Raw genomic sequence first — 25247 nt, 5'->3', positions numbered from 1 at the left:
TGCTAATATCTCTTATTACTAAACATTTCAATAATCTCTTCAAGAATCTTAGAGCTCTCAGCAAATCTATATAATCTTAAATTCCTGCGAAGATCACTAAATAATATCTGAATATTATCGTCTAAAACATACTTTTCAATGCTTTCAAGAATTTCCTTATATTCTCTTGGCTTTCTGGTCTTAATACCAATTAAAAGCTTGTTGAGAAGGGTTAAAAATTGATCATTGTTTTTAAAGTATAACTTATTCTCACTAATAACCTTGGGCTCAAGTAAAACATTCTCCTTTATGTTGTTTATTAGTCTCAATAAATCATCTTTTACAAAAGAATACATTTTTTTCAGCTCATAAATTGAATCTTTACTTGTTTCAATTTTTTTAAAATCTTTATACAATTCGCTACGCATATTAGAAAGAGCTCCGGATATTGAATGAGATATGTCCCTAATTAAAGGCAAATTTTCCTCATCAAAAGCTTTATCTAAATCAATAATATTAATAGAGATAAAATCAACAAGGCCTATACATAATTCAGAATATAATGCATATGAAAGATTTAATTCTTTTAAAGCCCTATTAATATCCAAATGAGGAAACTTAACAGGTTGATTTAAATCTTTATTCTCCCAAGTATCATCAACTTCAAACTGTAAATATTTTTTTAATATAATCTTAATTGAACTTATGTGTATTGGTTTTGAGATGTAATCATTCATGCCACTTTCAAAACACTGGTCTTTATACTCTTGCAAAGCATGAGCTGTTACAGCAACCAAAACACATGGTTTTAAATTCTTTGCCTTTTCAAATTTTCTAATTTCTTTAGCCACTGAAAATCCATCATATCTTGGCATTCTTATATCAATAAAAGAGATATTATATTGTTTCTCTTTTAAAGATTTTAAAGCCTTTAATCCATCATCTACAACATCAATAAGATTTTCATTAATACCTATTACCACAAGAATGTCTTTCAACACTTTTTGATTTACTTGATTATCTTCAGCTATTAACACATTAATAGGGCCTTTTACCTTAAAATCACTATCTATTGGAACCAAATCTTCAAAATCCGCTTCTATTTTAAACTCTTTTTTAGAAAGAATAGAAGATATGCCAAGCCCCATTAAGGGCTTTTTAACATACATGTATTTTAAATTTTTTAAAGCTTTATTATCTAAATAATAAAATAAAAAAATAATTTGTACATCAGAGCTTAGTCTTTCAATATTATTAGCAAATCGAATACTCTCTTCAATATTGTCGTTATTTACATTTACAAAAACAAAATTATAAAAAGAGGATTCCTTAAAGGCTTTATAAGCATCCTCAAAAGACGCTACATAATCTACATTAGAAGATTCGCCCAACAAAGTCGAACAATGTTCAAAAATTTTAATAGATTTTTGACTCAAGAGCACATTCAATACCTTATTATTACTATTTATTGATTGAAATCTATTGATTGATAAACTTTTACTTTTAAGCTCATCCCCTAAGTAAAAAGGCAACATAAATGAAAAAGTTGTGCCCTCCCCCACCTTGCTATCAACAGCAATGCCAAGACCGCCCATTAGCCTTATAAGCTCTCTAGATATTGACAATCCTAGTCCCGCACCCTCATGGATTCTTGAAGAAGAATCATCCTCTTGTTTGAATATTTCAAATATCTTAGAAAGATTCTCCCTTTTAATACCTTTGCCTGTATCTATTACCTTAAACTCAACTGTAACTAACAATCTATTATCATCAGCTCTTGTTCTACATACTTCTTCATAGTTTAAAACAATAACACCATCATCTGTAAACTTAAAAGCATTGCCTATTAAATTAATTAAAACTTGTTTAATTTTTACAATGTCACCTTTTATATAATTCTTAAAAATAGATTTCGAATAAGAGAATAAATCAATATTTTTCTTTGCACATTGAGATTGAAAAATTTTTAAAACCATTTCCATTTCACTCTCTAAATCAATCTCTTGACTATCAACATATAATTCATTGACATCTATTTGAGACAAATACAATATATCGTCAATTAAAGAAAGTAAAGAATCAGACGAATAATTTATCATTCTAACATAGTCTTTTTGAACATCCGTAAGAATAGTGGTATCCAAAAGCTCGGTAGCCGCCATTATTCCATTAATGGGAGTCCTAATATCATGGCTAATGTTCGCTATAAAAATGGTTTTAGCAGTATTGGCGGATTCTGCAATCTTTTTTTCATTCATTACAGAAAAATATTTTCTTTTCTGCTCAAATGATAATTTGAACATAAGAATTATTACAAATCCTAAAAAAGTAAAATAAAATATAATGACTGTTAACACTAAAAATTTGAAATTTTTAAACCTAATGCCTTTGGATTTGTAATAAATATCAAATTTCCAATCATTTAAATACTTCTGACTATCAACGTTTGAACGAATAACAACTTTTTGAATAATTTCTTTCAAGATATAATCCTGATCATAAATAGCAAGACTCAAATCAAAAGCCAAATCTCTAAAAGTAGGAAGTTTTTCAACATCGGTAACATTTAATTCTTCAAAAACAGCGGCAGCTGTATACTCATCGCTAATAATCCCATCTATCTTTCCCTTATAAAGAAGAAGTAAGGCTTCTTTAAAGCTACTTACCAAAATAAGTTTTGATTTAATATTAGAAGCCAAGTTTTTATTATACAAAAAATCAAGTACAGCAAACCTCTCTAAAGACCTAGATGGAAGCACTCTTTTTTTATTTGAAAAAATATAAAGTGGAATTCGAGAATTTAATTTTATATTAAAAACATTATCTAAATTTGAATCGATCGCATTAGTATTTAGCATATCGATTTTTCCAGATTTGATTAATTTTTTGAGATCTAAGATGCTATGTGTTTCAATTATGTTAAATTCTAACCCTGAAAACATTCTAATCTTATCAAGCAAAAATTGATTTATTCCTTTATAATTATTTGCTTCAACATAATCTATTGGATACCAATTTTTAACAGCAAGATTTAATTTATTATTTTTTAATAACCAAATTTTTTCTTCTATATTAAATTTAAGCTTATTCATAATTTTATAACTATTTATTCGAGAACTATTAATCTCTTCTTTATCTAGCCAATTTTTATCTATTTGAAGTAAAGATTCAAATGAAATATCATCAAATATAGAATTAAGAATATATTTAATAACCTTATAAATCCTGTTATCAATAGCTAATACTAAAAATCTATTTTTATGAAAAATCGAATCGTAAGATTTTAATCTACCGTTATATCCATTTAATTTTAATAAATATTTTGTTGTTATTGAATTTTCTATAAATCCATATGAATTATTAACAATATCTATAAAGTTATTAACAATATCTTGATTCTTATTTAATTGAATATTATTAAAATCAAAATCAATAAACTGAGAATTTATTGGGCCAACATTATTGCTTAACCCTTTAGAATAAAATTTAAAATTAAGAGGATATATTGGCTTACTTACCACATAATTAACATTTTCAAATACACTATCATTACTAATGATTCCTCCAAAAATGCCCACTGACTTTCCATCTAATGATTTTTTAATATCTTCTTTAGGAAATCCCTTGAAAATAGGTTTAAAAATATGCTGTCTTGAGAGAAGATTCCATAAATCTACTAAAATGCCAGACAACTTTCCCTTTGAATTAATAAAACTTAAAGGGGGATAATCATTATATAAACCAACATCAATAAAACTACCCTTAGAAGTACTATCTAAAAAAGAAAAAACATGTTCATCAGGTATTTCCATTAGATACGAAAACAAATCCAAATTTAAATTCTTTATTATCTCAGGAGCATTTCTACTAATGGCCACCCTATTTTTAATACTATAAAAAATATCTCCATTAAAAATTGCAAGATCTTCACCTAAAAAACGCTTTGCAATATAAGCTAAAGTCTTACAATCACCATATATATAGTCAACTTTATCATTTTTTAAAGCTAATAATAACTCTTCAGCATTATCAGCCAAAAAAATAGTGTTAGCACGTCTTAGTCTTAAGATATCTTCATATATTGTATTTTTAACAACTCCTATATTAAAATTAGACAAACATGTTGAATGAGCATTTTTATATTTTTTATTAGAGCTTTTAGAAAATAAAATTGCAATGCTCCTAGAAAACTCACTTTTAAAATAAAATAAATCATTTAATTTTGAATTATAAGTTAATCCTAAATATATTGAGTCGTCTTCAATGTTACTTTCATTTAAATTGTCAATAGTTTCAACTCTAATATCAACATTATTATCTTGTGCCCATTTGTCTAAAATAGGAAAAATAAGCCCCTCATATTTTTCTTTACCATTCTTATAGTAAAAAGGAAAATATTGCCCTACAAGCTTAAACTTGAAAATATCCTTAGAAAATAAATTAACGTTAACAAAGCAAACCAAAAGCAAAATTAAAAAATTAATACTTAAAAAATTTGCTTTTTTCATGTTATTTTAAAATTTCCTTATTTAAAATACAATAGTTTTACTAATGTGTAAAAATAAGTATACACATTAAAATCAATGTTTAAAGTATAAAACAAAAACCCTGGCAATAACTTACTCTCCCGCGAACTCGCAGTACCATCAGCGAATAAGAGCTTAACTTCTGTGTTCGGAATGATAACAGGTGTTTCCTCTTTTCTTTAACCACCAGGGTTTTTATAAGGAAGACAAAAATATGGCCAAAGACACGGGTAATTAGTATTAGTCAGCTTAATATATTACTATACTTACACTTCTAACCTATCAACCTGGTATTCTTCCAGGACCCTTAAAGGATATCTCATCTTGAGGAAGGCTTCCCACTTAGATGCTTTCAGCGGTTATCCTTTCCGAACGTAGCTACCCAGCACTTACCCTTGGCAGGATAACTGGTACACTAGAGGTTCGTCCATCTCGGTCCTCTCGTACTAAAGATAGCTCCTCTCAAATATCCAACGCTTGTGGCAGATAGGGACCAAACTGTCTCACGACGTTCTGAACCCAGCTCGCGTACCGCTTTAAATGGCGAACAGCCATACCCTTAGGACCTGCTCCAGCCCTAGGATGCGATGAGCCGACATCGAGGTGCCAAACCCTTCCGTCGATGTGAACTCTTGGGAAGGATAAGCCTGTTATCCCCGGAGTACCTTTTATTCGTTAAGTGACGGCGCTTCCACTTGCCACCGCCAGATCACTAAGACCTACTTTCGTATCTGTTCGACTTGTCAGTCTTACAGTTAAGCTACCTTATGCCTTTACACTTACAGAGTGATTTCCAACCACTCTAAGGTAACCTTTGCGCACCTCCGTTACTCTTTAGGAGGCGACCGCCCCAGTCAAACTACCCACCTGGCACTCTCCTTATATTTCTATAAGTTAGAAACCTAATTAAACAAGGGTGGTATTTCAAGATTGACTCCACTATCCCTAACGAGATAGCTTCAAAGTCTCCCACCTATCCTACACATATTTAATCAAATCTCAATACCAAGCTATAGTAAAGGTTCACGGGGTCTTTCCGTCTAACCACAAGTAATCGGCATCTTCACCGATACTTCAATTTCACCGAGCTCCACGTTGAGACAGCGTCCAAATCGTTACACCATTCGTGCGGGTCGGAACTTACCCGACAAGGAATTTCGCTACCTTAGGACCGTTATAGTTACGGCCGCCGTTTACTGGGGCTTAAATTCAATGCTTCGAATAAACTAACATCTCCTCTTAACCTTCCAGCACCGGGCAGGTGTCAGTCCCTATACTTCTCTTTACAGATTTGCAGAGACCTGTGTTTTTGGTAAACAGTCGTTTGGACCATTTTTATGCTACCTAATTGCTTAGGTCGTACTTATCCCGAAGTTACGTACGTATTTTGCAGAGTTCCTTAACGTGGATTCTCTCGCGCGCCTTAGAATTTTCATCCCACCTACCTGTGTCGGTTTGCGGTACGGTCCCTTATAGCCTAACCTTAGAAGTTATTTCTTGGCACCTTGACTACCTACATTTCATGTTACCTAAATAACACTCATCATCACATCTCAGCTCTCTTAACGGATTTTCCTATTAAGATCATAACCTTAATGCTTAAACTAGGACAACCATCGCCTAGCAGTAGTTAACCTCATGCGTCACTCCATCGAAACTATAAGAGGTACGGGAATATTAACCCGTTTCCCATCGACTACACTTTTCAGCTTTGCCTTAGGGGCCGACTAACCCTGGGAAGACGACCTTTACCCAGGAAACCTTAGGTTTTCGGCGAATGGGGATCTCACCCATTTTTTCGTTACTCATACCTGCATTCTCACTTCTGATACCTCCATCAAACTTTTCAGCTTAACTTCTCTGGCTTACAGAACGCTCCCCTACCATCTTAACTTTCGTCAAGATCCAAAGCTTCGGTAATGTGTTTAGCCCCGTTACATTATCGGCGCTTAAGTACTCGACCAGTGAGCTATTACGCACTCTTTAAAGGTATGGCTGCTTCTAAGCCAACCTCCTGGCTGTTTACGTACCTAAACCTCCTTTTCCACTTAACACATTTTTGAGACCTTAGCTGTTGGTCTGGGTTGTTTCCCTCTCGACTATGAACCTTATCGCCCATAGCCTCACTCCTATTCATCATTTAATAGCATTCGGAGTTTAACTGAGTTTGGTACCCTTTGACAGGCCCTAGCTCAATTAGTGCTCTACCTCCATTAAACTAAAATAAGGCTGAACTTAAATCCATTTCGGGGAGAACCAGCTATCTCCGAGTTTGTTTAGCCTTTCACTCCTATTCACAGCTCATCCCTGCCTTTTTAAACAGACTAGAGTTCGGCCCTCCACTTGGTTTTACCCAAGCTTCAGCCTGGCCATAAATAGATCACTCGGCTTCGGGTCTACCACATCTAACTAAATCGCCCTTTTAAGACTCGCTTTCGCTTCGACTCCAGCACTTCAATGCTTTAATCTTGCTAGACATGATAACTCGCAGGTTCATTATGCAAAAGGCACGCCATCACCGCAATAAATCGCGGCTTTGACTGCTTGTAAGTCTACGGTTTCAGTTCTATTTCACTCCCCTCCCGGGGTTCTTTTCACCTTTCCCTCACGGTACTCTTCTCTATCGGTAGCTTTTTAGTATTTAGCCTTGGAGAGTGGTCTCCCCAGCTTCAAACAAGGTTTCTCGTGCCTCGTCCTACTCAGGAACATTTTAAAAAGATATTTACATTTAAATTACAGGACTATCACCTTCTTTGGTTAAACTTTCCAGATTATTCTTCTATATAAATATTTTGTAACTTTTTTGCTTATCACAGACTAAGCTTAAACGTCCTACAACCCCATAAATGCAACGCTCTGCAGCTTGACACACTTAAAGTTTGGGCTACTCCCCTTTCGCTCGCCACTACTAAGGGAATCTCTTTGATTTCTTTTCCTCAGGGTACTTAGATGGTTCACTTCCCCTGGTATCGCCTCTATCATTTAAATAATAGATAGCTAGCATCTTGCTAGCTGGATTACTCCATTCGGTAATCTTGGGATCAATAAATGTTTGCTTCTCCCCCAAGCTTTTCGCAGCTTACCACGACCTTCTTCGCCTTAAAGCTCCTAGGCATTCACCATAGACTCTTATTACTTTGACCATATTTTTATCTTCCATCTCTATTTTGCCAATTTGTTTATACAACATAGAATAATATATATCTTTGTTTAATCCATGTCAATATATATTTTATTTTTTATATTATTTGAATAAAACATTCAAAAACATGAACATCTAAAAACATAAAAAATAAAATCAATGTTTAAAGTATAAAACAAAAACCCTGGCAACAACTTACTCTCCCGCGAACTCGCAGTACCATCAGCGAATAAGAGCTTAACTTCTGTGTTCGGAATGATAACAGGTGTTTCCTCTTTTCTTTAACCACCAGGGTTTTTATAAGGAAGACAAAAATATGGCCAAAGACACGGGTAATTAGTATTAGTCAGCTTAATATATTACTATACTTACACTTCTAACCTATCAACCTGGTATTCTTCCAGGACCCTTAAAGGATATCTCATCTTGAGGAAGGCTTCCCACTTAGATGCTTTCAGCGGTTATCCTTTCCGAACGTAGCTACCCAGCACTTACCCTTGGCAGGATAACTGGTACACTAGAGGTTCGTCCATCTCGGTCCTCTCGTACTAAAGATAGCTCCTCTCAAATATCCAACGCTTGTGGCAGATAGGGACCAAACTGTCTCACGACGTTCTGAACCCAGCTCGCGTACCGCTTTAAATGGCGAACAGCCATACCCTTAGGACCTGCTCCAGCCCTAGGATGCGATGAGCCGACATCGAGGTGCCAAACCCTTCCGTCGATGTGAACTCTTGGGAAGGATAAGCCTGTTATCCCCGGAGTACCTTTTATTCGTTAAGTGACGGCGCTTCCACTTGCCACCGCCAGATCACTAAGACCTACTTTCGTATCTGTTCGACTTGTCAGTCTTACAGTTAAGCTACCTTATGCCTTTACACTTACAGAGTGATTTCCAACCACTCTAAGGTAACCTTTGCGCACCTCCGTTACTCTTTAGGAGGCGACCGCCCCAGTCAAACTACCCACCTGGCACTCTCCTTATATTTCTATAAGTTAGAAACCTAATTAAACAAGGGTGGTATTTCAAGATTGACTCCACTATCCCTAACGAGATAGCTTCAAAGTCTCCCACCTATCCTACACATATTTAATCAAATCTCAATACCAAGCTATAGTAAAGGTTCACGGGGTCTTTCCGTCTAACCACAAGTAATCGGCATCTTCACCGATACTTCAATTTCACCGAGCTCCACGTTGAGACAGCGTCCAAATCGTTACACCATTCGTGCGGGTCGGAACTTACCCGACAAGGAATTTCGCTACCTTAGGACCGTTATAGTTACGGCCGCCGTTTACTGGGGCTTAAATTCAATGCTTCGAATAAACTAACATCTCCTCTTAACCTTCCAGCACCGGGCAGGTGTCAGTCCCTATACTTCTCTTTACAGATTTGCAGAGACCTGTGTTTTTGGTAAACAGTCGTTTGGACCATTTTTATGCTACCTAATTGCTTAGGTCGTACTTATCCCGAAGTTACGTACGTATTTTGCAGAGTTCCTTAACGTGGATTCTCTCGCGCGCCTTAGAATTTTCATCCCACCTACCTGTGTCGGTTTGCGGTACGGTCCCTTATAGCCTAACCTTAGAAGTTATTTCTTGGCACCTTGACTACCTACATTTCATGTTACCTAAATAACACTCATCATCACATCTCAGCTCTCTTAACGGATTTTCCTATTAAGATCATAACCTTAATGCTTAAACTAGGACAACCATCGCCTAGCAGTAGTTAACCTCATGCGTCACTCCATCGAAACTATAAGAGGTACGGGAATATTAACCCGTTTCCCATCGACTACACTTTTCAGCTTTGCCTTAGGGGCCGACTAACCCTGGGAAGACGACCTTTACCCAGGAAACCTTAGGTTTTCGGCGAATGGGGATCTCACCCATTTTTTCGTTACTCATACCTGCATTCTCACTTCTGATACCTCCATCAAACTTTTCAGCTTAACTTCTCTGGCTTACAGAACGCTCCCCTACCATCTTAACTTTCGTCAAGATCCAAAGCTTCGGTAATGTGTTTAGCCCCGTTACATTATCGGCGCTTAAGTACTCGACCAGTGAGCTATTACGCACTCTTTAAAGGTATGGCTGCTTCTAAGCCAACCTCCTGGCTGTTTACGTACCTAAACCTCCTTTTCCACTTAACACATTTTTGAGACCTTAGCTGTTGGTCTGGGTTGTTTCCCTCTCGACTATGAACCTTATCGCCCATAGCCTCACTCCTATTCATCATTTAATAGCATTCGGAGTTTAACTGAGTTTGGTACCCTTTGACAGGCCCTAGCTCAATTAGTGCTCTACCTCCATTAAACTAAAATAAGGCTGAACTTAAATCCATTTCGGGGAGAACCAGCTATCTCCGAGTTTGTTTAGCCTTTCACTCCTATTCACAGCTCATCCCTGCCTTTTTAAACAGACTAGAGTTCGGCCCTCCACTTGGTTTTACCCAAGCTTCAGCCTGGCCATAAATAGATCACTCGGCTTCGGGTCTACCACATCTAACTAAATCGCCCTTTTAAGACTCGCTTTCGCTTCGACTCCAGCACTTCAATGCTTTAATCTTGCTAGACATGATAACTCGCAGGTTCATTATGCAAAAGGCACGCCATCACCGCAATAAATCGCGGCTTTGACTGCTTGTAAGTCTACGGTTTCAGTTCTATTTCACTCCCCTCCCGGGGTTCTTTTCACCTTTCCCTCACGGTACTCTTCTCTATCGGTAGCTTTTTAGTATTTAGCCTTGGAGAGTGGTCTCCCCAGCTTCAAACAAGGTTTCTCGTGCCTCGTCCTACTCAGGAACATTTTAAAAAGATATTTACATTTAAATTACAGGACTATCACCTTCTTTGGTTAAACTTTCCAGATTATTCTTCTATATAAATATTTTGTAACTTTTTTGCTTATCACAGACTAAGCTTAAACGTCCTACAACCCCATAAATGCAACGCTCTGCAGCTTGACACACTTAAAGTTTGGGCTACTCCCCTTTCGCTCGCCACTACTAAGGGAATCTCTTTGATTTCTTTTCCTCAGGGTACTTAGATGGTTCACTTCCCCTGGTATCGCCTCTATTATTTAGATAATAGATAGCTAGCATCTTGCTAGCTGGATTACTCCATTCGGTAATCTTGGGATCAATAAATGTTTGCTTCTCCCCCAAGCTTTTCGCAGCTTACCACGACCTTCTTCGCCTTAAAGCTCCTAGGCATTCACCATAGACTCTTATTACTTTGACCATATTTTTATCTTCCATCTCTATTTTGCCAATTTGTTTATACAACATAGAATAATATATATCTTTGTTTAATCCATGTCAATACTTATTCCAATATTTTAATAAATAAATTTACAAAAATACATTATAAGTAAAAAATTCTACTAAAAACAAACCAAATGTATTAAACATTTGAACCCAAACTATTCATATTTAATATTAAGCTCAAAAAAATCAACTAAAAACTTAGCAACACCATCCTCATTATTACTAAATCTTGTTGTTTCATTATTTGCTAAGTTAATCTTAAGAAATTCATTAGCATTTTTCATTAAAACCCCTTTGCCAAGATTTTTGAGCATCTCATAATCATTATTATTGTCTCCAAAGGCTAAAACATCAGACAATGGAATGTTTTCAAGAAAAGCAATATTTTTAATAGCATTATACTTATAAGCATTAATATTGGTAATCTCTAATAAATCCTTAAAAGAAAAAAACACCCTTATGTCCTGAAAATCTTTATTCTTAATCTCATTTTCAAGTTTATTAAGAGTTGCTAAATCGTCACAATAATAAACAATCTTAGAAACAGAATCAATGCCTAATGCAGTCAAATCTCCGATGACAGCATTTAAGCCTAAATCCTTAATAAAATGTTTCATAATGGGACTTTTAACATCTGAATTAGAATACCAAGTGTCAAAAGTATAAAGATTAACATCAACATTATCTTTATGTATCTTGAGAATTTCTTTTACTAAGCTATAACTCATTACATGTCTAAAAATTAAATTTTCTTGTAAAAACACTTCAGCTCCATTTGCCGTTACAAGATAATTCTCATTAATATTAATTTCTTTTAATTGATTCCTGACATTTCTAATTTCACTCAACCTTCTACCAGTTGCAATAATTATTTTAAAATCTTTCTTCAAGATCGAAAGAACCTCAAGGGTTAAAAAAGCAATCTCATGATTATCGTTCAGCAAAGTACCATCAAGGTCAAAAACCAACATTTTATATCTTTTATAATTGGAATTCATATATAAATCTCTCTTGTAAGATATAATATCACAAATAATTTATTCTCAATAAATTGATCCTAAAACATAAAATAATCAAATTTAAGCAAATTATATTTTTTGATTTTTTTTAAAACTTTATTTAAACGAAAATCAAAGCCTTGAAACAAATTTATTATCTTTAATATAAAATCTCCAAAGTTTGTTTATATCATACTCTTGAGCATAATTAATATTTATTCTTTTTGAACAAACTATATTAAAATCTAGATTCAAATCTCTTTGCAAAAAAAGCTCATTATTACCAATAAGATCAACTTCATTAAAAGTTAAATCAATGTTTAAAAATTTTGTAAGTTTACCCGGGCCATTAGTAAGAGCACTTTTCTTCCCCAATAATGGAGAAATAGGTTCTATGCTTCTAATTAAAACGGCTTGGGGATTGTTTTTATCTGCAGTCACAATATTAAACATGTAATGCATTCCATATATCATATATACATAAGAATATCCTCCTATGCTATACATAGCATTTGTGCGATTTGTTCTCTTGCCGCCATAAGAATGACAAGCGCTATCTGCTATTCCCATATAAGCTTCTGTTTCAACAATTCTGCCAACTATTTCCTTTTTATTAATTTTCCTGATCAATAAATTGCCAAGCAATAACCTTGCAACAGTAGTAGCATCTTGCAAAAAAAAATATCGATCCATAAACTCAATTTTAAAACAAGATAATAATAAAAAAAATTATTGCCAAAACACATATGTAAAATACAAAAACACATTACCCATAATAAGCATAAAAACTAAAATGGTTTAATTATTCAATAAATACATATTTTAATAAAATTCTTGACTGGTTAATAAATTTTTGTTGATTAAAAAGCAAAAAAATTTAACAGTACACAAATTCATAGATTTTAGATCTACCTATGTGAAAAACTTTTAATAATAAATTCTTGAAAAATTTCAATTGCTAAGATTGGAAAAAGGTCTGAACAATCCCCCATCTATTAATAAAGCTTAATTTTTAAAATAGGTATTTATAGATTTTCAATTATAAATACCTACTAATAAAATGTTTTGCATTTTTTAAAAAATCAAACATTGGTCATGCATAATGCATCAAGTATAATACTTTTTAGACTACTTTTAATCTATTCCTCTATAGCAATAAAAACAAATTAAAAAGCTAAAATAGCCCAGCTTCAATACGCTTATATGAAAATACTAATTCAAAATATCTAAGCAGTAAAAATAAAAGATATTTTATAAAAAATTGATTAAATTAATCTATCGATCAATAAAAAATATTTCTAAAAATTGATTGCACTTCAAAAAAAGAAAAATATCTTTACCTTTAAAGGACGCTTCAGGTAAAGATAAAAGCCGCCAAAACAAAAGCAGCATTATTTCTTTATTCAACTTTTTTGGAAAAGTTGAATAAAGAAATAATGCTATAACTTTAAAAGTTTTTATGACCTACTCAAAACAACCACACAATAAAATGCTGCAATTTCAATATCAAAATAATTGATATCAATCATAACAATCTTTTAAATAGGTAGAAATAAAATTAACAAATCTTATAAAACACTTATATAAAATAGCAGGCATTAATAAATATATGGAAAATCATAAACCATATACAATATCTCTTATATCTTTTCAAGATATAAGAGATATTGACAAAGTCAGAAGATTTAAATAAAATTTGTAAAGAATTGGTACGTTTAAGGGATCATAGCTCAGGTGGTTAGAGCGCAGGTCTGATAAACCTGAGGTCGGATGTTCAACTCATCCTGGTCCCAATGTGTTCCATTATTATAATCACTTCGGTATTCCTTTAAGCCAATTAATCAAAACAATAAAAAATTTGGTAAATATTAAGTAATATTTAGAATATAATCTCAATTTTAAAATGGCCAATTGCCGTTATATTAGATTTAAAATGCACATCTAGCAATATAAAAGCTTTTCACTTCAAAATTAAAATTATGATCTACTATTAACAACGCCTAATTCAATACTAAACTATATAACACTAAATACTTACCAAAGATTTATTTTTTCTAAAGTTTAAACTAAAAATTTACTTTGACTTAAAAAAATTTTCATCAAAATAAAAATACAGAGAAGAATTAATGAAATTCATCTTAATTTATCTTTATCTTAAAAACAACCATATTTTATAATACAGCTGCCTTACTGAGCCTTTAACCCCACACTAAACATACCTCAAATACCTTACTCTCTTATAGATTAGAACAATGACTTTAGACCTTCTCATCTTCCGCTGACTTATCGCTTGCAGTCTTATCTAGGGCTATACCATTATGCATCGATAATAAAAAATGAAGATTGAACTCCTCGCTAGGGCTGGCTCAACACCTCATAATCAAAACCGACAATAACCATATAGCAATTATATATAACTACCAAGCGGGGAATAATTATCTCTAACCACATCCTATACATACCAAACCCCGGCAAGGTTCACCGCATATCGTCGAATTTAAATACATGCTCCACCGCTTATGCAGGCCCCAGTCAATTCCTTTGAGATTCACGATTAAAAGAATCTCCCCCTCAAGAGATATACTTAACACGTTAGTCCTAGTGTCAACTTTTAGTTAAAACTAAGTTTTCATCATTTACAGCACAGAGTGATGGGATATCTAATCCTATTTGCTCCCTACGCTTTCGTGACTCAGTATCAGCCTTGCCCCAAAAGTTCGCCTTCGTCTCTGACATCCTTCTTAATATCAACAGATGCCACCCTTACATCAGAAATTCTAACTTCCTCTATCAAGCCCTAGATATATAATTGACAACATAGATCTATAATTGAGCTATGACATTTATACATAAACCTATATACTATTTCTAGTGGTTGTTCCCATCTCATAGGTAAATCATTCACACGCTAATTGCTTGTTAGCCACCAAATATATTACTATATCCCGCTTGACTTGCATGTTTAAGACAAACCAATAGGGTTAGTTCTGGGCCAGAGCCAAACCCTTCGTAATTCTTGTTCTTATTTAAAAGAATTAATACGCTTTGCTTATTATTTTGTTTGCCTTCTAACCTTTCTTAACTTTTCCCTATCTCCTATTCCAATAATTATTTTAACCTTTAATAAACTTGCTTAACAACATGCTTAATCTATATGCGTAATGGAGGTTAAGGGACTCGAACCCTTGACCCTCGGCTTGCAAAGCCGATGCTCTAGCCAACTGAGCTAAACCCCCAATCAATCTAAACTCAAGCTTGGGCTTAACGAAATTCTTTAATATTCCTAAAAAATAAATATACAAACTGTTCTCAAGCCTATAAAAACAATCTTGGTTTTAAAAACTCTTTTACAAAAAGAAAAGAGCAGGGAAGAGTTAATGGAATTAGCCTTAATTTATCTTTCTCTTAGAAAGGAGGTGATCCAGCCGCACTTTCCAGTACGGCTACCTTGTTACGACTTCACCCCCCTCACTAAACATACCTTAAATACCTTCCTCCCTTACGGGTTAGAATAATAGCTTCGGGTATCCTCAACTCGGGTGGTGTGACGGGCGGTGTGTACAAGGCCCGAGAACGTATTCACCGTATCATTCTGATATACGATTACTAGCGATTCCAACTTCATGAAGTCGAGTTTCAGACTTCAATCCGGACTGAGACCTGCTTTATGCGTTTTGCTTCACATCACTGTTTCGCTTCGCTTTGTACAGGCCATTGTAGCACGTGTGTAGCCCAGGACATAAGGGCCATGATGATTTGACGTCATCCTCACCTTCCTCCGACTTATCACCGGCAGTCTTATCTGAGTCCCCACCATTACATGCTGGTAACAGATAACAAGGGTTGCGCTCGTTGCGGGACTTAACCCAACACCTCACAGCACGAGCTGACGACAACCATGCAGCACCTGTATATAGACCCCAAACGGGGAATAATTATCTCTAACTATATCCTATATATGTCAAGCCCTGGTAAGGTTCCTCGCGTATCATCGAATTAAACCACATGCTCCACCGCTTGTGCGGGCCCCCGTCAATTCCTTTGAGTTTCACTCTTGCGAGCATACTCCCCAGGCGGCACACTTAACACGTTAGCTTCGGTACTAACTTTTAGTTAACACCAAGTGTGCATCGTTTACAGCGTAGACTACCAGGGTATCTAATCCTGTTTGCTCCCTACGCTTTCGTGACTCAGCGTCAGTCTTGACCCAGAAGTTCGCCTTCGCCTCCGGTATTCTTTCTGATATCAACAGATTCCACCCTTACACCAGAAATTCTAACTTCCTCTATCAGACTCTAGACATATAGTTTCCAACATAGTTCCACAGTTGAGCCGTGGTATTTTATGCATAGACTTATATATCCGCCTACTCACCCTTTACGCCCAATAATCCCGAACAACGCTCGCCCCTTACGTATTACCGCGGCTGCTGGCACGTAATTAGCCGGGGCTTATTCATAAATTAACGTCATCACTTTGTCATTTCCTACAAAGCTTATTCCTCATTTATAAAAGAATTTTACAATCTTTCGACCTTCTTCATTCACGCAGTGTCGCTCCGTCAGGCTTTCGCCCATTGCGGAAGATTCTTAGCTGCTGCCTCCCGTAGGAGTCTGGACCGTATCTCAGTTCCAGTGTGACCGTTCACCCTCTCAGGCCGGTTACTTATCATCGCCTTGGTAGGCATTTACCCTACCAACTAGCTAATAAGACGCAGACTCATCTACAAGCGAAGCTTTAAAGGCTTCCTTTCATCAATTAACAAATTAATTGACTTTATTCGGTATTAGCTACTATTTCTAATAGTTATCCCCATCTCGTAGGTAGATCATCCACGCGTTACTCACCCGTTCGCCACTAGATGTATTGCTACATCCCGTTTGACTTGCATGCTTAAGACGCACTGCCAGCGTTAGTTCTAAGCCAGGATCAAACTCTTCGTTATTCTTATTTTTATTTAAAAAAATTAACAAGTTGTGTTTATTCTTTTGCTTGGCTTTCAACCTTACTTAACTCTTCCCTTCTCTCATCTTCCAATAATCATTTCGACTTTTAAGAGTTTAACAAAATAAGAATCATATTGTCAATACTTTTGCATTATTTTATTAACACAAAAACATAAAAAATAAATTTTATTACTCAACCATGATAAAAGCATTAACAACCACATTTTTCATTAACAGGTAAAGTTGTAAGAATTTTTTTCAATTTATCCCCTAATTTAGCTTTTAAATAATCGAAGAAAGTCCTAAAACTTTCATTATCTCCTTTAAACTTAATCCACAATTCTTTAAAAGTCAAAATTCCTTCCCTAAGATCCTTGTAATTAGAAAAAGATGCATTACAATCGCTATACATCAAATTATAAAAATCAGAATCTTTTTTGTCTTTAAAAAAATCTATGCTTGGTATTTTTTTAGCAAAGGCAAATCCCCTCTCATAAGCCGTGCCTGCATCAACATAATTAACCAAAGCTAAGACAATGTCACTACTAACTAACTCTTTTAAGTCTATTTCTCTTACTTTCTCTCTTATGTCTCTATTGGCAAACTTATAATCAACCTTTTCAAGCAGTCCCATCTTTTTGACAGCATGATGCTCTGGAGAAAATACATCTAAATTAAACTCTTCAAGAAATTTTAAAACCTCATCCCTCAGCTTAATTTGCTCTTCATTAAAAAATGGAGAAGCTAAATAAATTTTCATAAAAACCCCTATTAAAACTTAATTATAACATAATAAATCAATAGGGTAAAACCAAAAATAAATAAAGTTTTAATATCTAAATAGAAAACATTTATTATGAACAACTTCTACTGACTAAAATAGTAAATTCTCCTTTAACCTTCTCCTTACTTGATTCAAAATAATTTTTTAATTCTAAGGGCTTGCCAATTTGATATTCTTCATAAATTTTTGTCATCTCTCGACCAATAAGAATCTTAGCATCTAAACTAACGGAAGAAATTTCAACAAGCAATTTCAAAAGTCGATGACCAGATTCAAGCAACACAAATGCATCACCCCTTTTATATAGCTCAGCAATTCTTTTAAATCTTTTAAGACCCTTGTTAGGCAAAAATCCCTCGAAAAGCACTGACTTATCCCTAAAAGGATTAACGCTTACAATCGTATTAAAAGAGCTTACTCCAGGAATTGGACAAACTTTATATCCCTCTCGAAAAGCAGCGGCAACTAACAGACTACCAGGATCACTAAGGCCTGGAGTACCGGCATCACTAACAAAAGCAACAGAATCTCCTTTTGCTAAATAATCCAATAGTAATCTTATCTTTTTATTTTCTGTTGCGGCATTACAAGAAATCATTTTTTTATTAATTTTATATCGCGACAAAAGCTTAATAGTGACTCTTGTATCTTCTGCAAAAATAACATTTACCGATTTTAAAACATCAACCGCTCTATAAGTAATATCTTCTAAATTGCCTATTGGCGTACCCACAATGTATAACATAACCCCTTTTAATTCCTCCAAAAAACAAAAATAAATATATTAAAAGTATCTTTCTTAATGATAAAATTCTAAAATCCTTTATTCACTAAATAGAACAATCTATAAGCTATATTTTATATGTCTATCAAAATACTTGCTTTTGTATTACACTTAGTTATATCATTAAGTATTAATGATCAAAAAGTTAAAAGAAAGGGAAAATTTATGTTTGCATTAATTAGAAAAATATTTGTAATTTATTTTCTATGCATTACTCTTGCAGGTTTTGCCATGATTTTTATTGACAGTAAATTTACCGAACAACCTAATGCTAAAGAGAATCAAAACAAAATTAATCAACATACAATCGAACCTAATTTAATTATGTTTACATCTTCTATAGGAGGATTTTTGGGCGTTTATGCTGGAATTTGGATCTTTAACTATGATAAAAACAATTTTTACCTAAATTGGGGGAACTTAATAATATTAATATACAATATAGCCCTAATTATCACCGTATACTCAAAGTCACATAGTTAGCTAAAACTAAGCTTAATTATTTTAATAATTTATAAATTATTAACTATAATGCCTCTTTTAATCATATATTTATAAACCTCTTCGGGATTTTCCAAGCTTTCAATCAAGTTTTCTGCCTTGTCATTTATTTTTTCCACCAATTTTTTATAAGCTACTTTTATTCCCCTACTTTCTAAAAAATCCTTTGCAGGTTGAGAAACAACCCCAGCTTGAACATTTTGAAGACCTATATTATAAATAATAATAGCCGCCGCCTTGCCCACAACTTTATCATAAATCTCAAGCCCTTCTTTATTCTGAATATACTTGTTGATAAAATTATCTACCTCTAAAAGAGGCTTTAATCCCCTTTCCATGTTAGAATAAAGTATTTTATGATCTTTGAATAACCTTAATGTTGGATTCAAGCCTGATATCATTTAAAACCCCTTTTTTGACCATACTTTATAATAATCAATAATAAAAACAAACACTATTAATAATATACATAAACAATAAATACTGCAATATCTAAAAAAAATAGTATACTTACGCTATATGATATTCGTGCCCAAAAACAATAGTAATTCTAAAATTGAAATAAAAAAATCTATCTTTGTTTCATATATTTTAAATATTGAAAAAAAAGAAGATATAAATAAAACTATTAAAAAATATAAAATAAAATTTAAAAATGCTACACATGTAGTTTATGGATTTAGAATTGGAAACAAGAACTCATTCCTCCACGGAATGAGTGATGACAGAGAGCCCAATTTAACAGCCGGAAAACCCACATTAGATGCTATAATACACAACAATTTAACTGATACCTTAATAATCACATTACGATATTTTGGAGGAACTTTACTTGGTAGAGGGGGGCTAATTAAAGCATATTATAAGTCTGCTAAAGAAGTTATTAAAAATACGCCTATAATAGAAAAAGAGGAATTAGAAACTCTAAGTTTAAATTTAAATTACAACCAATACAATTTACTATTAAAAATGAAAAATAAACTTGAAATAGAAATAACAGATTCAAACTTTTCAAACAAAATAAACACTTCAATTAAATTTAAAACAAAAAATAAACAAAAAATATCGGAATTTTTTATAAAAAATGGTTTAATTCAAGAAATTTTCAAGTTTCATAAAGAATAATATATATATGCCAAATAATCAAATATTTAAAAACTACTTTAAAGTATTATTATTTTTGCCATTTATGTTTTAAAATATAAAAACAAAACCAAATAAAAAGAGAAAATTTATATGAAAATAATATCTGTAATTAATCAAAAAGGGGGAGTAGGAAAAACTACAAGCGCTATTAATATTTCTTATTCAATGACCCTCCTTAACAAAAAAATTCTTCTAATAGATATTGATTCACAAGGAAACTCTACTAGCGGCACAAACACTTCAGAATATATAGCCGAAAATTCAAGTTATGAACTTATTAATAAAAAAATTAAGGTCAAACCTTTAAATCATTTTGAATTAGACATAATCCCATCTAGTATAAAATTAGCTTTGCTCGAAAAAGAATTAATAAATGAGCTCTCAAGGGAAAATTTTTTAAAAAATGCATTAACATTATATGAAAAAGATAAATACGATTTTATCATTATCGACTGCCCTCCTACACTTTCAATATTAACTATAAATGCCCTTATTGCAAGTAATTATTTATTAATACCAATTGAAACAGAATTTTTTGCATTTGAAGGTATCAATCAACTAATAGATACAATAAATACAGTAAAGCAAATAAATACAAATTTGGAGATTTTAGGTGTTTTTATAAACAAATACGATATAAGAAACAAAAGTAAAGAAAAATATGTAAGCTCATTAAAAAAAGTTTTTAAAGAAAAACTTTTAAATACAAAAATAAGGAAAAATATAACCATTTCAAAATCTCAAGAAGCAAAAATGCCTGTATATGAATATGACAAAGAAAGCAATGCTGCAAAAGATTTCTTAGAGCTCTCAAAAGAGATAATAGACAAAATTGAGGAATAACTATGTCTGACAATCTAGAAACTTTAATGTTTCTAATGGGAAAAAAATTAGAAACATCTTCAAGCGATTCGGGAAATATCGAAAAAAAAGAAATTATTTCAATTGAAAGAAAAAACTTTGACTACAGCAAACTAGATAAAGATATTTCTGATTTTTTAAAAACAAAGCAATATGAAATTTTCAATATTTTTAATAATACTTATACAAAAATTGGAAAGATACTTAAAGAAACTCAAGATAAATTAAAAGGCAACAATCAATATAACGGACTTTTTTATCAGTGGTTCAAAAGCATGGGATTTAAAAAAGATAAGGTTTACGCTTTAATATCAAGATATAATTTGCTTGTCGAAAATTCCGACAAGCAGCTCACTATAGAAAAATTGCCATTATCTTTATCATATGAAATATCTAAAAAATCTTGCCCCTCTATTTTAAAAGATGAAGTTCTAAATGGCAAAATAAATTCTTTAAAAGAATTTAAAATTGTTTATAAAAAAAATTTTGATTTAAAGAATGCACACAAATCATTACCTAATAAAGATAAAAAATATGAAAACGATATAAAAAAAGAGTTGGATTTCATATTAAAAAATATGATAGAATTTAAAAATATTGAATTTAATAAATTAAGCCAAGAAAACTTAAAATTATTTTTTCATTCTATTTTGGAAATAAAGAAAAAAATAAAATATATCAAAAATAATTTTATCTAAATTTACAACCCCACTAATAAGTATAAATAAAATATATATTCTTATTGTTCATTTTGCAAATATTAGATTGTTTTTTTACTTTTAAATTTAACTATAAATGACAAAATATAAACTTTGCCTTTCATTTAAAAATTAAGATTTCTTTATAAAAACTAAATAACTTTAAAATAAGCTTAAAAAATTGTACATTGTGGCAAATGTCTAAAAAATAAAAACTCTCATAAAATTAAAAAAAGATATTTTACAATCTTTAAATTATAAAAACAATTTAGCTAATATGACCAAAAAAGGAAACAATTCTTCTTAAATCGCCCGCTGTAAAATACTCTATCTCTATTTTTCCTTTATCTTGATTCCCTTTAATATCTATTTTTGTTTGAATTTTATCAAATAAAAACTCTTTTATATTGCTTAAAAAAGGATCTTGTTCTAATTCCCTTTTTCTTACTATGGATTTATAAAAATTTTTTACATATTTCTCTGCATCTCTTACAGAAAACTTTTTTTTCACTATCATTAAATAAAGATTATACCTGTCTTGCTTGTCTTTTAAGGATAAAATAACTTTAGCATGCCCAAAAGAAATTTCTTTCCTATGCACTGCATTTAATATTTCTTGCTCAAGATCCAAAATCCTAACTAAATTTGAAATATAGGCCCTACTTTTGCCAATTTTTTCAGACAAATCCTTTTGAGTTAAAGAATATTTATTCATTACATTTTTATAGGCATAGGCTTCCTCAACAGGAGTAAAATTTTCTCTTTGAATATTTTCAACCAAAGGCATAAAATCTCTACAAGATTCTTTTATGTTAACCTCTATAACAGGAATATTTGTCATCTTAATAAGTTTGGCAGCCCTAAACCTTCTTTCTCCTACTATTATTTTATATCTCTCATTTGTTTTGCAAACAATTATGGGTTGCAAAATTCCATTTTCTTTTATAGAAATGCTTAATTCTTCTAATTCAACAGGGCTAACAGATTTCCTTGGCTGATCGTTATCAATATCTAAAAGTTGAATATCTATCATTTTAAAAACTCCATCCATATTATCAGAACCTCCTACAACACCAAATTTTACCAGGTTATAATATTGAATTACAATTTAAGAATAAAAAAAAAGAATGTTCCACGTGGAACATTCTTAAATAAGAAAAACCAATTCTTTATTTAATAAATTTTGAAACAGAAACCAAACTGTCATTATCAAGAAATAATACTTGAATTCCTCTAGCATCTTTACCTTGTTCAGATACTTTTCCAGCTACTGTTCTTAAAGCTTTTGAACGTTTACTTACAAGCAAGATTTCATCATCCTCTATAACTGCTATAGCATCAACAACACTACCCGCTTTTTTATCAGATTTTTTATAACTAGTATAGCCAGTGGCTCCTCTTTTAAGCTCAGATATTTTAGAAATGCTTAATCTTTTTCCATACCCATTCTCAGAAATAATCAAAAGATAAGGATTTTCTCTAATCGCCAAAACCTTAACAAACAAATCGCCTTCTTTTAATTTCATTCCACAAACACCCTGGGTGCCTCTATTAGTAAGCCTAACATCTCTTGAATTAAATATAAATGCACTACCCTTTTTAGAAAGACAAATTACTTTTTCATCCTTTAAAACAATCTCTGCACTTGTAACAAAATCTTTATCATTAAGTTTAATAACAATAACGCCTCGTGACTTTACTGTTTTAAAATCTGTAGATTCGAATCTAGCTATCTTCCCACTTGCAGTTGTAAGCAACAAATAGGAATCATCGGTAAACTCTTTACTATTCTTAATAGTTAATATTTCTTCCTGATCTCCCAAATTAATAAGCTCACTAATGTTTTGACCTTTTGAAGCTCTTGAAGAATCTTTTATTTCATAAGCATTAATTAAATAAAGCTTTCCTTCATTTGAAATCATAAACAAATAATCATGAGTATTGACACACAAAGCAATAGCAACTTCATCTCCATCATTAAGATCAAAAGAACTGAGACCTTTCCCTCCTGTACCTTGCAATTTATACTCATTTTGTGAAAGTCTTTTAAGGAAACCTTTCTTTGTAAGCATAACAACAATATTTTCTTTTTGCATTAAATCCGACATACTAGTTTTTAAAACCTCCTCATCATAAATTATTTTAGTTCGACGTTCATCGCCAAATTTCAAACCTAAATTTATAGTTTCTTCTCTTATGATATTAATAATCCTTGCTGGATTCAAGAGAATATCTTCATAATCTTTTATTAAGCTTAAAAGTACATTAAGCTCTTCTTCAAGCTTAAAAATCTCAAGCGCTGTAAGTTTTTGCAGCTTCATATCAAGAACTGAATTGGCCTGAATCTCTGAAAGGCCAAAATTTGCGACAAGTCTCTCCCTTGCATCTTTTGCCAACCTAGATGATTTAATAATATTAATAACCTCATCTATATTATTTAAAGCAATATTCAATCCCTCAAGAATATGTGCTTTCTCTTTTGCCTTTCTCAAGTCAAATTCAATACGTCTTTCGATAATATTTTTTCTATGCTCAATAAATTCAAATAATAATTCTTCCAAATTTAACTGTTTGGGAATACCATCAACAAGAGCTAAATTATTTATACTAAAATGCTTTTTAAATTCAGTATATTCATAAAGCAAATTCATAATAACATGAGGGTCAAATCCTCTTTTAACTTCAAGAACTATTCTAATTCCTTCTCGATCAGACTCATCTCTTATATCCAAAAGCCCTTCTAGCTTTTCTTCCTTTACCAAAAGCGCAACTTTCATAAGAAGCGCAGATTTATTTACTGTATAAGGTATTTCTGTAACAATTATAGCATTTCTATCTTCTGTTCTTTCTTCAATATGATATCTTGCCCTAATAACAACACTTCCTTTGCCAGTTTTGTATGCTTTAATTAAATTGTCATTATAAACAATCTCTCCAAAAGTTGGAAAATCAGGGCCTTTAACTATTTTGAGCAAATCAAAAATAGAAGCATTCTCATTATCTAACATATAAACAATAGCATCACAAATCTCTCTTAAATTGTGAGGTGCCATGTTAGTAGCCATTCCAACAGCAATTCCACTAGAGCCATTTACCAAAAGAAATGGGAATGATGAAGGCATGATCTCAGGCTCACTTAAAGAATCATCATAATTAGACTTAAAATTAACAGTCTCTTTGTCTATATCCTTAACAATATACTCAGTTATTCTTTCCATTTTAGCTTCAGTATATCGCATAGCAGCAGGAGGATCTCCGTCAATAGATCCAAAATTTCCCTGTCCCCGTATTACAGGATATCTAAGTGAAAAGTCTTGAGCAAGTCTTACAAGAGCATCATAAATTGATTGATCTCCATGGGGATGATATTTACCAAGAACATCCCCTACTATTCTTCCAGCTTTTTTAAAAGCTTTATCAGAACGAAGTCCCATTTCATACATAGAATAAAGTATTCTCCTATGAACTGGCTTAAGACCATCTCTTACATCTGGAAGAGCCCTGGAAACAATAACTGACATTGCATAATTCAAATAAGAAGTTTTTATTTCATCTTCTATCTTAATATTTAAGATTTGCTCTTTATTTTCTCCAACTGCCATTAACGCTCC

Annotated in this window: 12 protein-coding genes, 2 tRNA genes, 5 rRNA genes and 1 other annotated feature; of the genes, 5 read left to right on the top strand and 14 right to left on the bottom strand. The window is 32.5% G+C overall.

Annotated elements, in window-relative coordinates; translation table 11 throughout:
* Window positions 1-2: 2 nt before the first annotated feature.
* The 7 genes from BLA33_RS02205 to BLA33_RS02175 all read right to left on the bottom strand — a co-directional run bounded on the left by BLA33_RS02205 (window position 3) and on the right by BLA33_RS02175 (window position 12609).
* Window positions 3-4487: an ATP-binding protein gene (locus BLA33_RS02205; protein ID WP_029346914.1), complete on the bottom strand. Its 4485-nt coding sequence runs from the start codon at window positions 4485-4487 to the stop codon at window positions 3-5.
* Window positions 4488-4585: 98 nt separating this feature from the next.
* A 5S ribosomal RNA gene (gene rrf, locus BLA33_RS02200) occupies window positions 4586-4696 on the bottom strand.
* Between the two features lie 23 nt (window positions 4697-4719).
* Window positions 4720-7648 (bottom strand): 23S ribosomal RNA (locus BLA33_RS02195).
* 181 nt (window positions 7649-7829) lie between these two features.
* Window positions 7830-7940, bottom strand: a 5S ribosomal RNA gene (gene rrf, locus BLA33_RS02190).
* A 23-nt stretch (window positions 7941-7963) separates the two neighbouring features.
* Window positions 7964-10892, bottom strand: a 23S ribosomal RNA gene (locus BLA33_RS02185).
* 181 nt (window positions 10893-11073) lie between these two features.
* A complete protein-coding gene (locus BLA33_RS02180; RefSeq protein WP_075226381.1) occupies window positions 11074-11916 on the bottom strand; it encodes a Cof-type HAD-IIB family hydrolase in 843 nt (280 codons plus the stop codon).
* 132 nt (window positions 11917-12048) lie between these two features.
* Window positions 12049-12609, bottom strand: a complete 561-nt coding sequence (locus BLA33_RS02175; protein ID WP_029346536.1) for a DNA-3-methyladenine glycosylase — start codon at window positions 12607-12609, stop codon at window positions 12049-12051.
* Between the two features lie 1026 nt (window positions 12610-13635).
* Here BLA33_RS02175 and BLA33_RS02165 point away from each other — a divergent pair.
* Window positions 13636-13709, top strand: a tRNA-Ile gene (locus BLA33_RS02165).
* A gap of 784 nt (window positions 13710-14493) precedes the next feature.
* Window positions 14494-14779, bottom strand: a sequence feature (16S ribosomal RNA rRNA prediction is too short).
* 299 nt (window positions 14780-15078) lie between these two features.
* Here the strand turns inward: BLA33_RS02165 and BLA33_RS02160 are convergent.
* From BLA33_RS02160 to rsmI, 4 genes are all read right to left on the bottom strand, one after another.
* Window positions 15079-15152: transfer RNA gene (locus BLA33_RS02160), tRNA-Ala, on the bottom strand.
* A gap of 173 nt (window positions 15153-15325) precedes the next feature.
* Window positions 15326-16861: ribosomal RNA gene (locus BLA33_RS02155) — 16S ribosomal RNA — on the bottom strand.
* A gap of 212 nt (window positions 16862-17073) precedes the next feature.
* On the bottom strand, window positions 17074-17622 hold the full coding sequence (locus tag BLA33_RS02150; RefSeq protein WP_004791077.1) for a nucleoside 2-deoxyribosyltransferase: 549 nt from the start codon (window positions 17620-17622) through the stop codon (window positions 17074-17076).
* Between the two features lie 94 nt (window positions 17623-17716).
* Window positions 17717-18391 carry a 16S rRNA (cytidine(1402)-2'-O)-methyltransferase gene (rsmI, locus tag BLA33_RS02145; RefSeq protein WP_004791141.1) on the bottom strand — a complete coding sequence of 225 codons (675 nt, stop codon included), beginning with the start codon at window positions 18389-18391 and terminating at the stop codon, window positions 17717-17719.
* 204 nt (window positions 18392-18595) lie between these two features.
* On the opposite strand from rsmI, the gene BLA33_RS02140 reads away from it, so the two are divergent.
* The gene (locus BLA33_RS02140) at window positions 18596-18913 is read left to right on the top strand and encodes a hypothetical protein (protein WP_004791034.1); all 318 of its coding nucleotides are present in this window, start codon (window positions 18596-18598) and stop codon (window positions 18911-18913) included.
* Window positions 18914-18942: 29 nt separating this feature from the next.
* Here BLA33_RS02140 and BLA33_RS02135 read toward each other — a convergent pair whose 3' ends face one another.
* A complete protein-coding gene (locus BLA33_RS02135; RefSeq protein WP_004790796.1) occupies window positions 18943-19332 on the bottom strand; it encodes a DUF1893 domain-containing protein in 390 nt (129 codons plus the stop codon).
* Window positions 19333-19450: 118 nt separating this feature from the next.
* Between BLA33_RS02135 and BLA33_RS02130 the strand changes: the two genes are divergently transcribed.
* From BLA33_RS02130 to BLA33_RS02120, 3 genes are all read left to right on the top strand, one after another.
* Window positions 19451-20056 carry a YigZ family protein gene (locus BLA33_RS02130; protein ID WP_029346535.1) on the top strand — a complete coding sequence of 202 codons (606 nt, stop codon included), beginning with the start codon at window positions 19451-19453 and terminating at the stop codon, window positions 20054-20056.
* A 111-nt stretch (window positions 20057-20167) separates the two neighbouring features.
* Window positions 20168-20920 (top strand): ParA family protein, encoded by a 753-nt coding sequence (locus BLA33_RS02125; protein WP_029346534.1) that lies wholly within the window; start codon window positions 20168-20170, stop codon window positions 20918-20920.
* Between the two features lie 2 nt (window positions 20921-20922).
* A complete protein-coding gene (locus BLA33_RS02120) occupies window positions 20923-21636 on the top strand; it encodes a hypothetical protein (protein WP_075226380.1) in 714 nt (237 codons plus the stop codon).
* A 268-nt stretch (window positions 21637-21904) separates the two neighbouring features.
* On the opposite strand, the gene BLA33_RS02115 is transcribed toward BLA33_RS02120, so the two are convergent.
* Window positions 21905-22687: a ParB/RepB/Spo0J family partition protein gene (locus BLA33_RS02115; protein WP_029346533.1), complete on the bottom strand. Its 783-nt coding sequence runs from the start codon at window positions 22685-22687 to the stop codon at window positions 21905-21907.
* Window positions 22688-22805: 118 nt separating this feature from the next.
* Entirely contained in the window at window positions 22806-25238 is a 2433-nt protein-coding gene (gene gyrA, locus BLA33_RS02110) for a DNA topoisomerase (ATP-hydrolyzing) subunit A (RefSeq protein WP_075226379.1), read from the bottom strand.
* Between the last annotated feature and the right edge of the window lie 9 nt (window positions 25239-25247).

This window comes from Borreliella garinii, from assembly GCF_001922545.1.
GTDB classification, from domain to species: domain Bacteria; phylum Spirochaetota; class Spirochaetia; order Borreliales; family Borreliaceae; genus Borreliella; species Borreliella garinii.
Note: the sequence above shows the minus strand (reverse complement) of the source record. Positions and strands in the feature narration are given on the sequence as shown.

What these genes read in the sequence shown, in the direction of transcription:
- BLA33_RS02205 (WP_029346914.1), bottom strand. Translation starts at nt 4,487, where the DNA reads ATGAAAAAAGCAAATTTTTTAAGTATTAATTTTTTAATTTTGCTTTTG.
- BLA33_RS02180 (WP_075226381.1), bottom strand. Translation starts at nt 11,916, where the DNA reads ATGAATTCCAATTATAAAAGATATAAAATGTTGGTTTTTGACCTTGAT.
- BLA33_RS02175 (WP_029346536.1), bottom strand. Translation starts at nt 12,609, where the DNA reads ATGGATCGATATTTTTTTTTGCAAGATGCTACTACTGTTGCAAGGTTA.
- BLA33_RS02150 (WP_004791077.1), bottom strand. Translation starts at nt 17,622, where the DNA reads ATGAAAATTTATTTAGCTTCTCCATTTTTTAATGAAGAGCAAATTAAG.
- rsmI (WP_004791141.1), bottom strand. Translation starts at nt 18,391, where the DNA reads ATGTTATACATTGTGGGTACGCCAATAGGCAATTTAGAAGATATTACT.
- BLA33_RS02140 (WP_004791034.1), top strand. Translation starts at nt 18,596, where the DNA reads ATGTTTGCATTAATTAGAAAAATATTTGTAATTTATTTTCTATGCATT.
- BLA33_RS02135 (WP_004790796.1), bottom strand. Translation starts at nt 19,332, where the DNA reads ATGATATCAGGCTTGAATCCAACATTAAGGTTATTCAAAGATCATAAA.
- BLA33_RS02130 (WP_029346535.1), top strand. Translation starts at nt 19,451, where the DNA reads ATGATATTCGTGCCCAAAAACAATAGTAATTCTAAAATTGAAATAAAA.
- BLA33_RS02125 (WP_029346534.1), top strand. Translation starts at nt 20,168, where the DNA reads ATGAAAATAATATCTGTAATTAATCAAAAAGGGGGAGTAGGAAAAACT.
- BLA33_RS02120 (WP_075226380.1), top strand. Translation starts at nt 20,923, where the DNA reads ATGTCTGACAATCTAGAAACTTTAATGTTTCTAATGGGAAAAAAATTA.
- BLA33_RS02115 (WP_029346533.1), bottom strand. Translation starts at nt 22,687, where the DNA reads ATGGATGGAGTTTTTAAAATGATAGATATTCAACTTTTAGATATTGAT.
- gyrA (WP_075226379.1), bottom strand. Translation starts at nt 25,238, where the DNA reads ATGGCAGTTGGAGAAAATAAAGAGCAAATCTTAAATATTAAGATAGAA.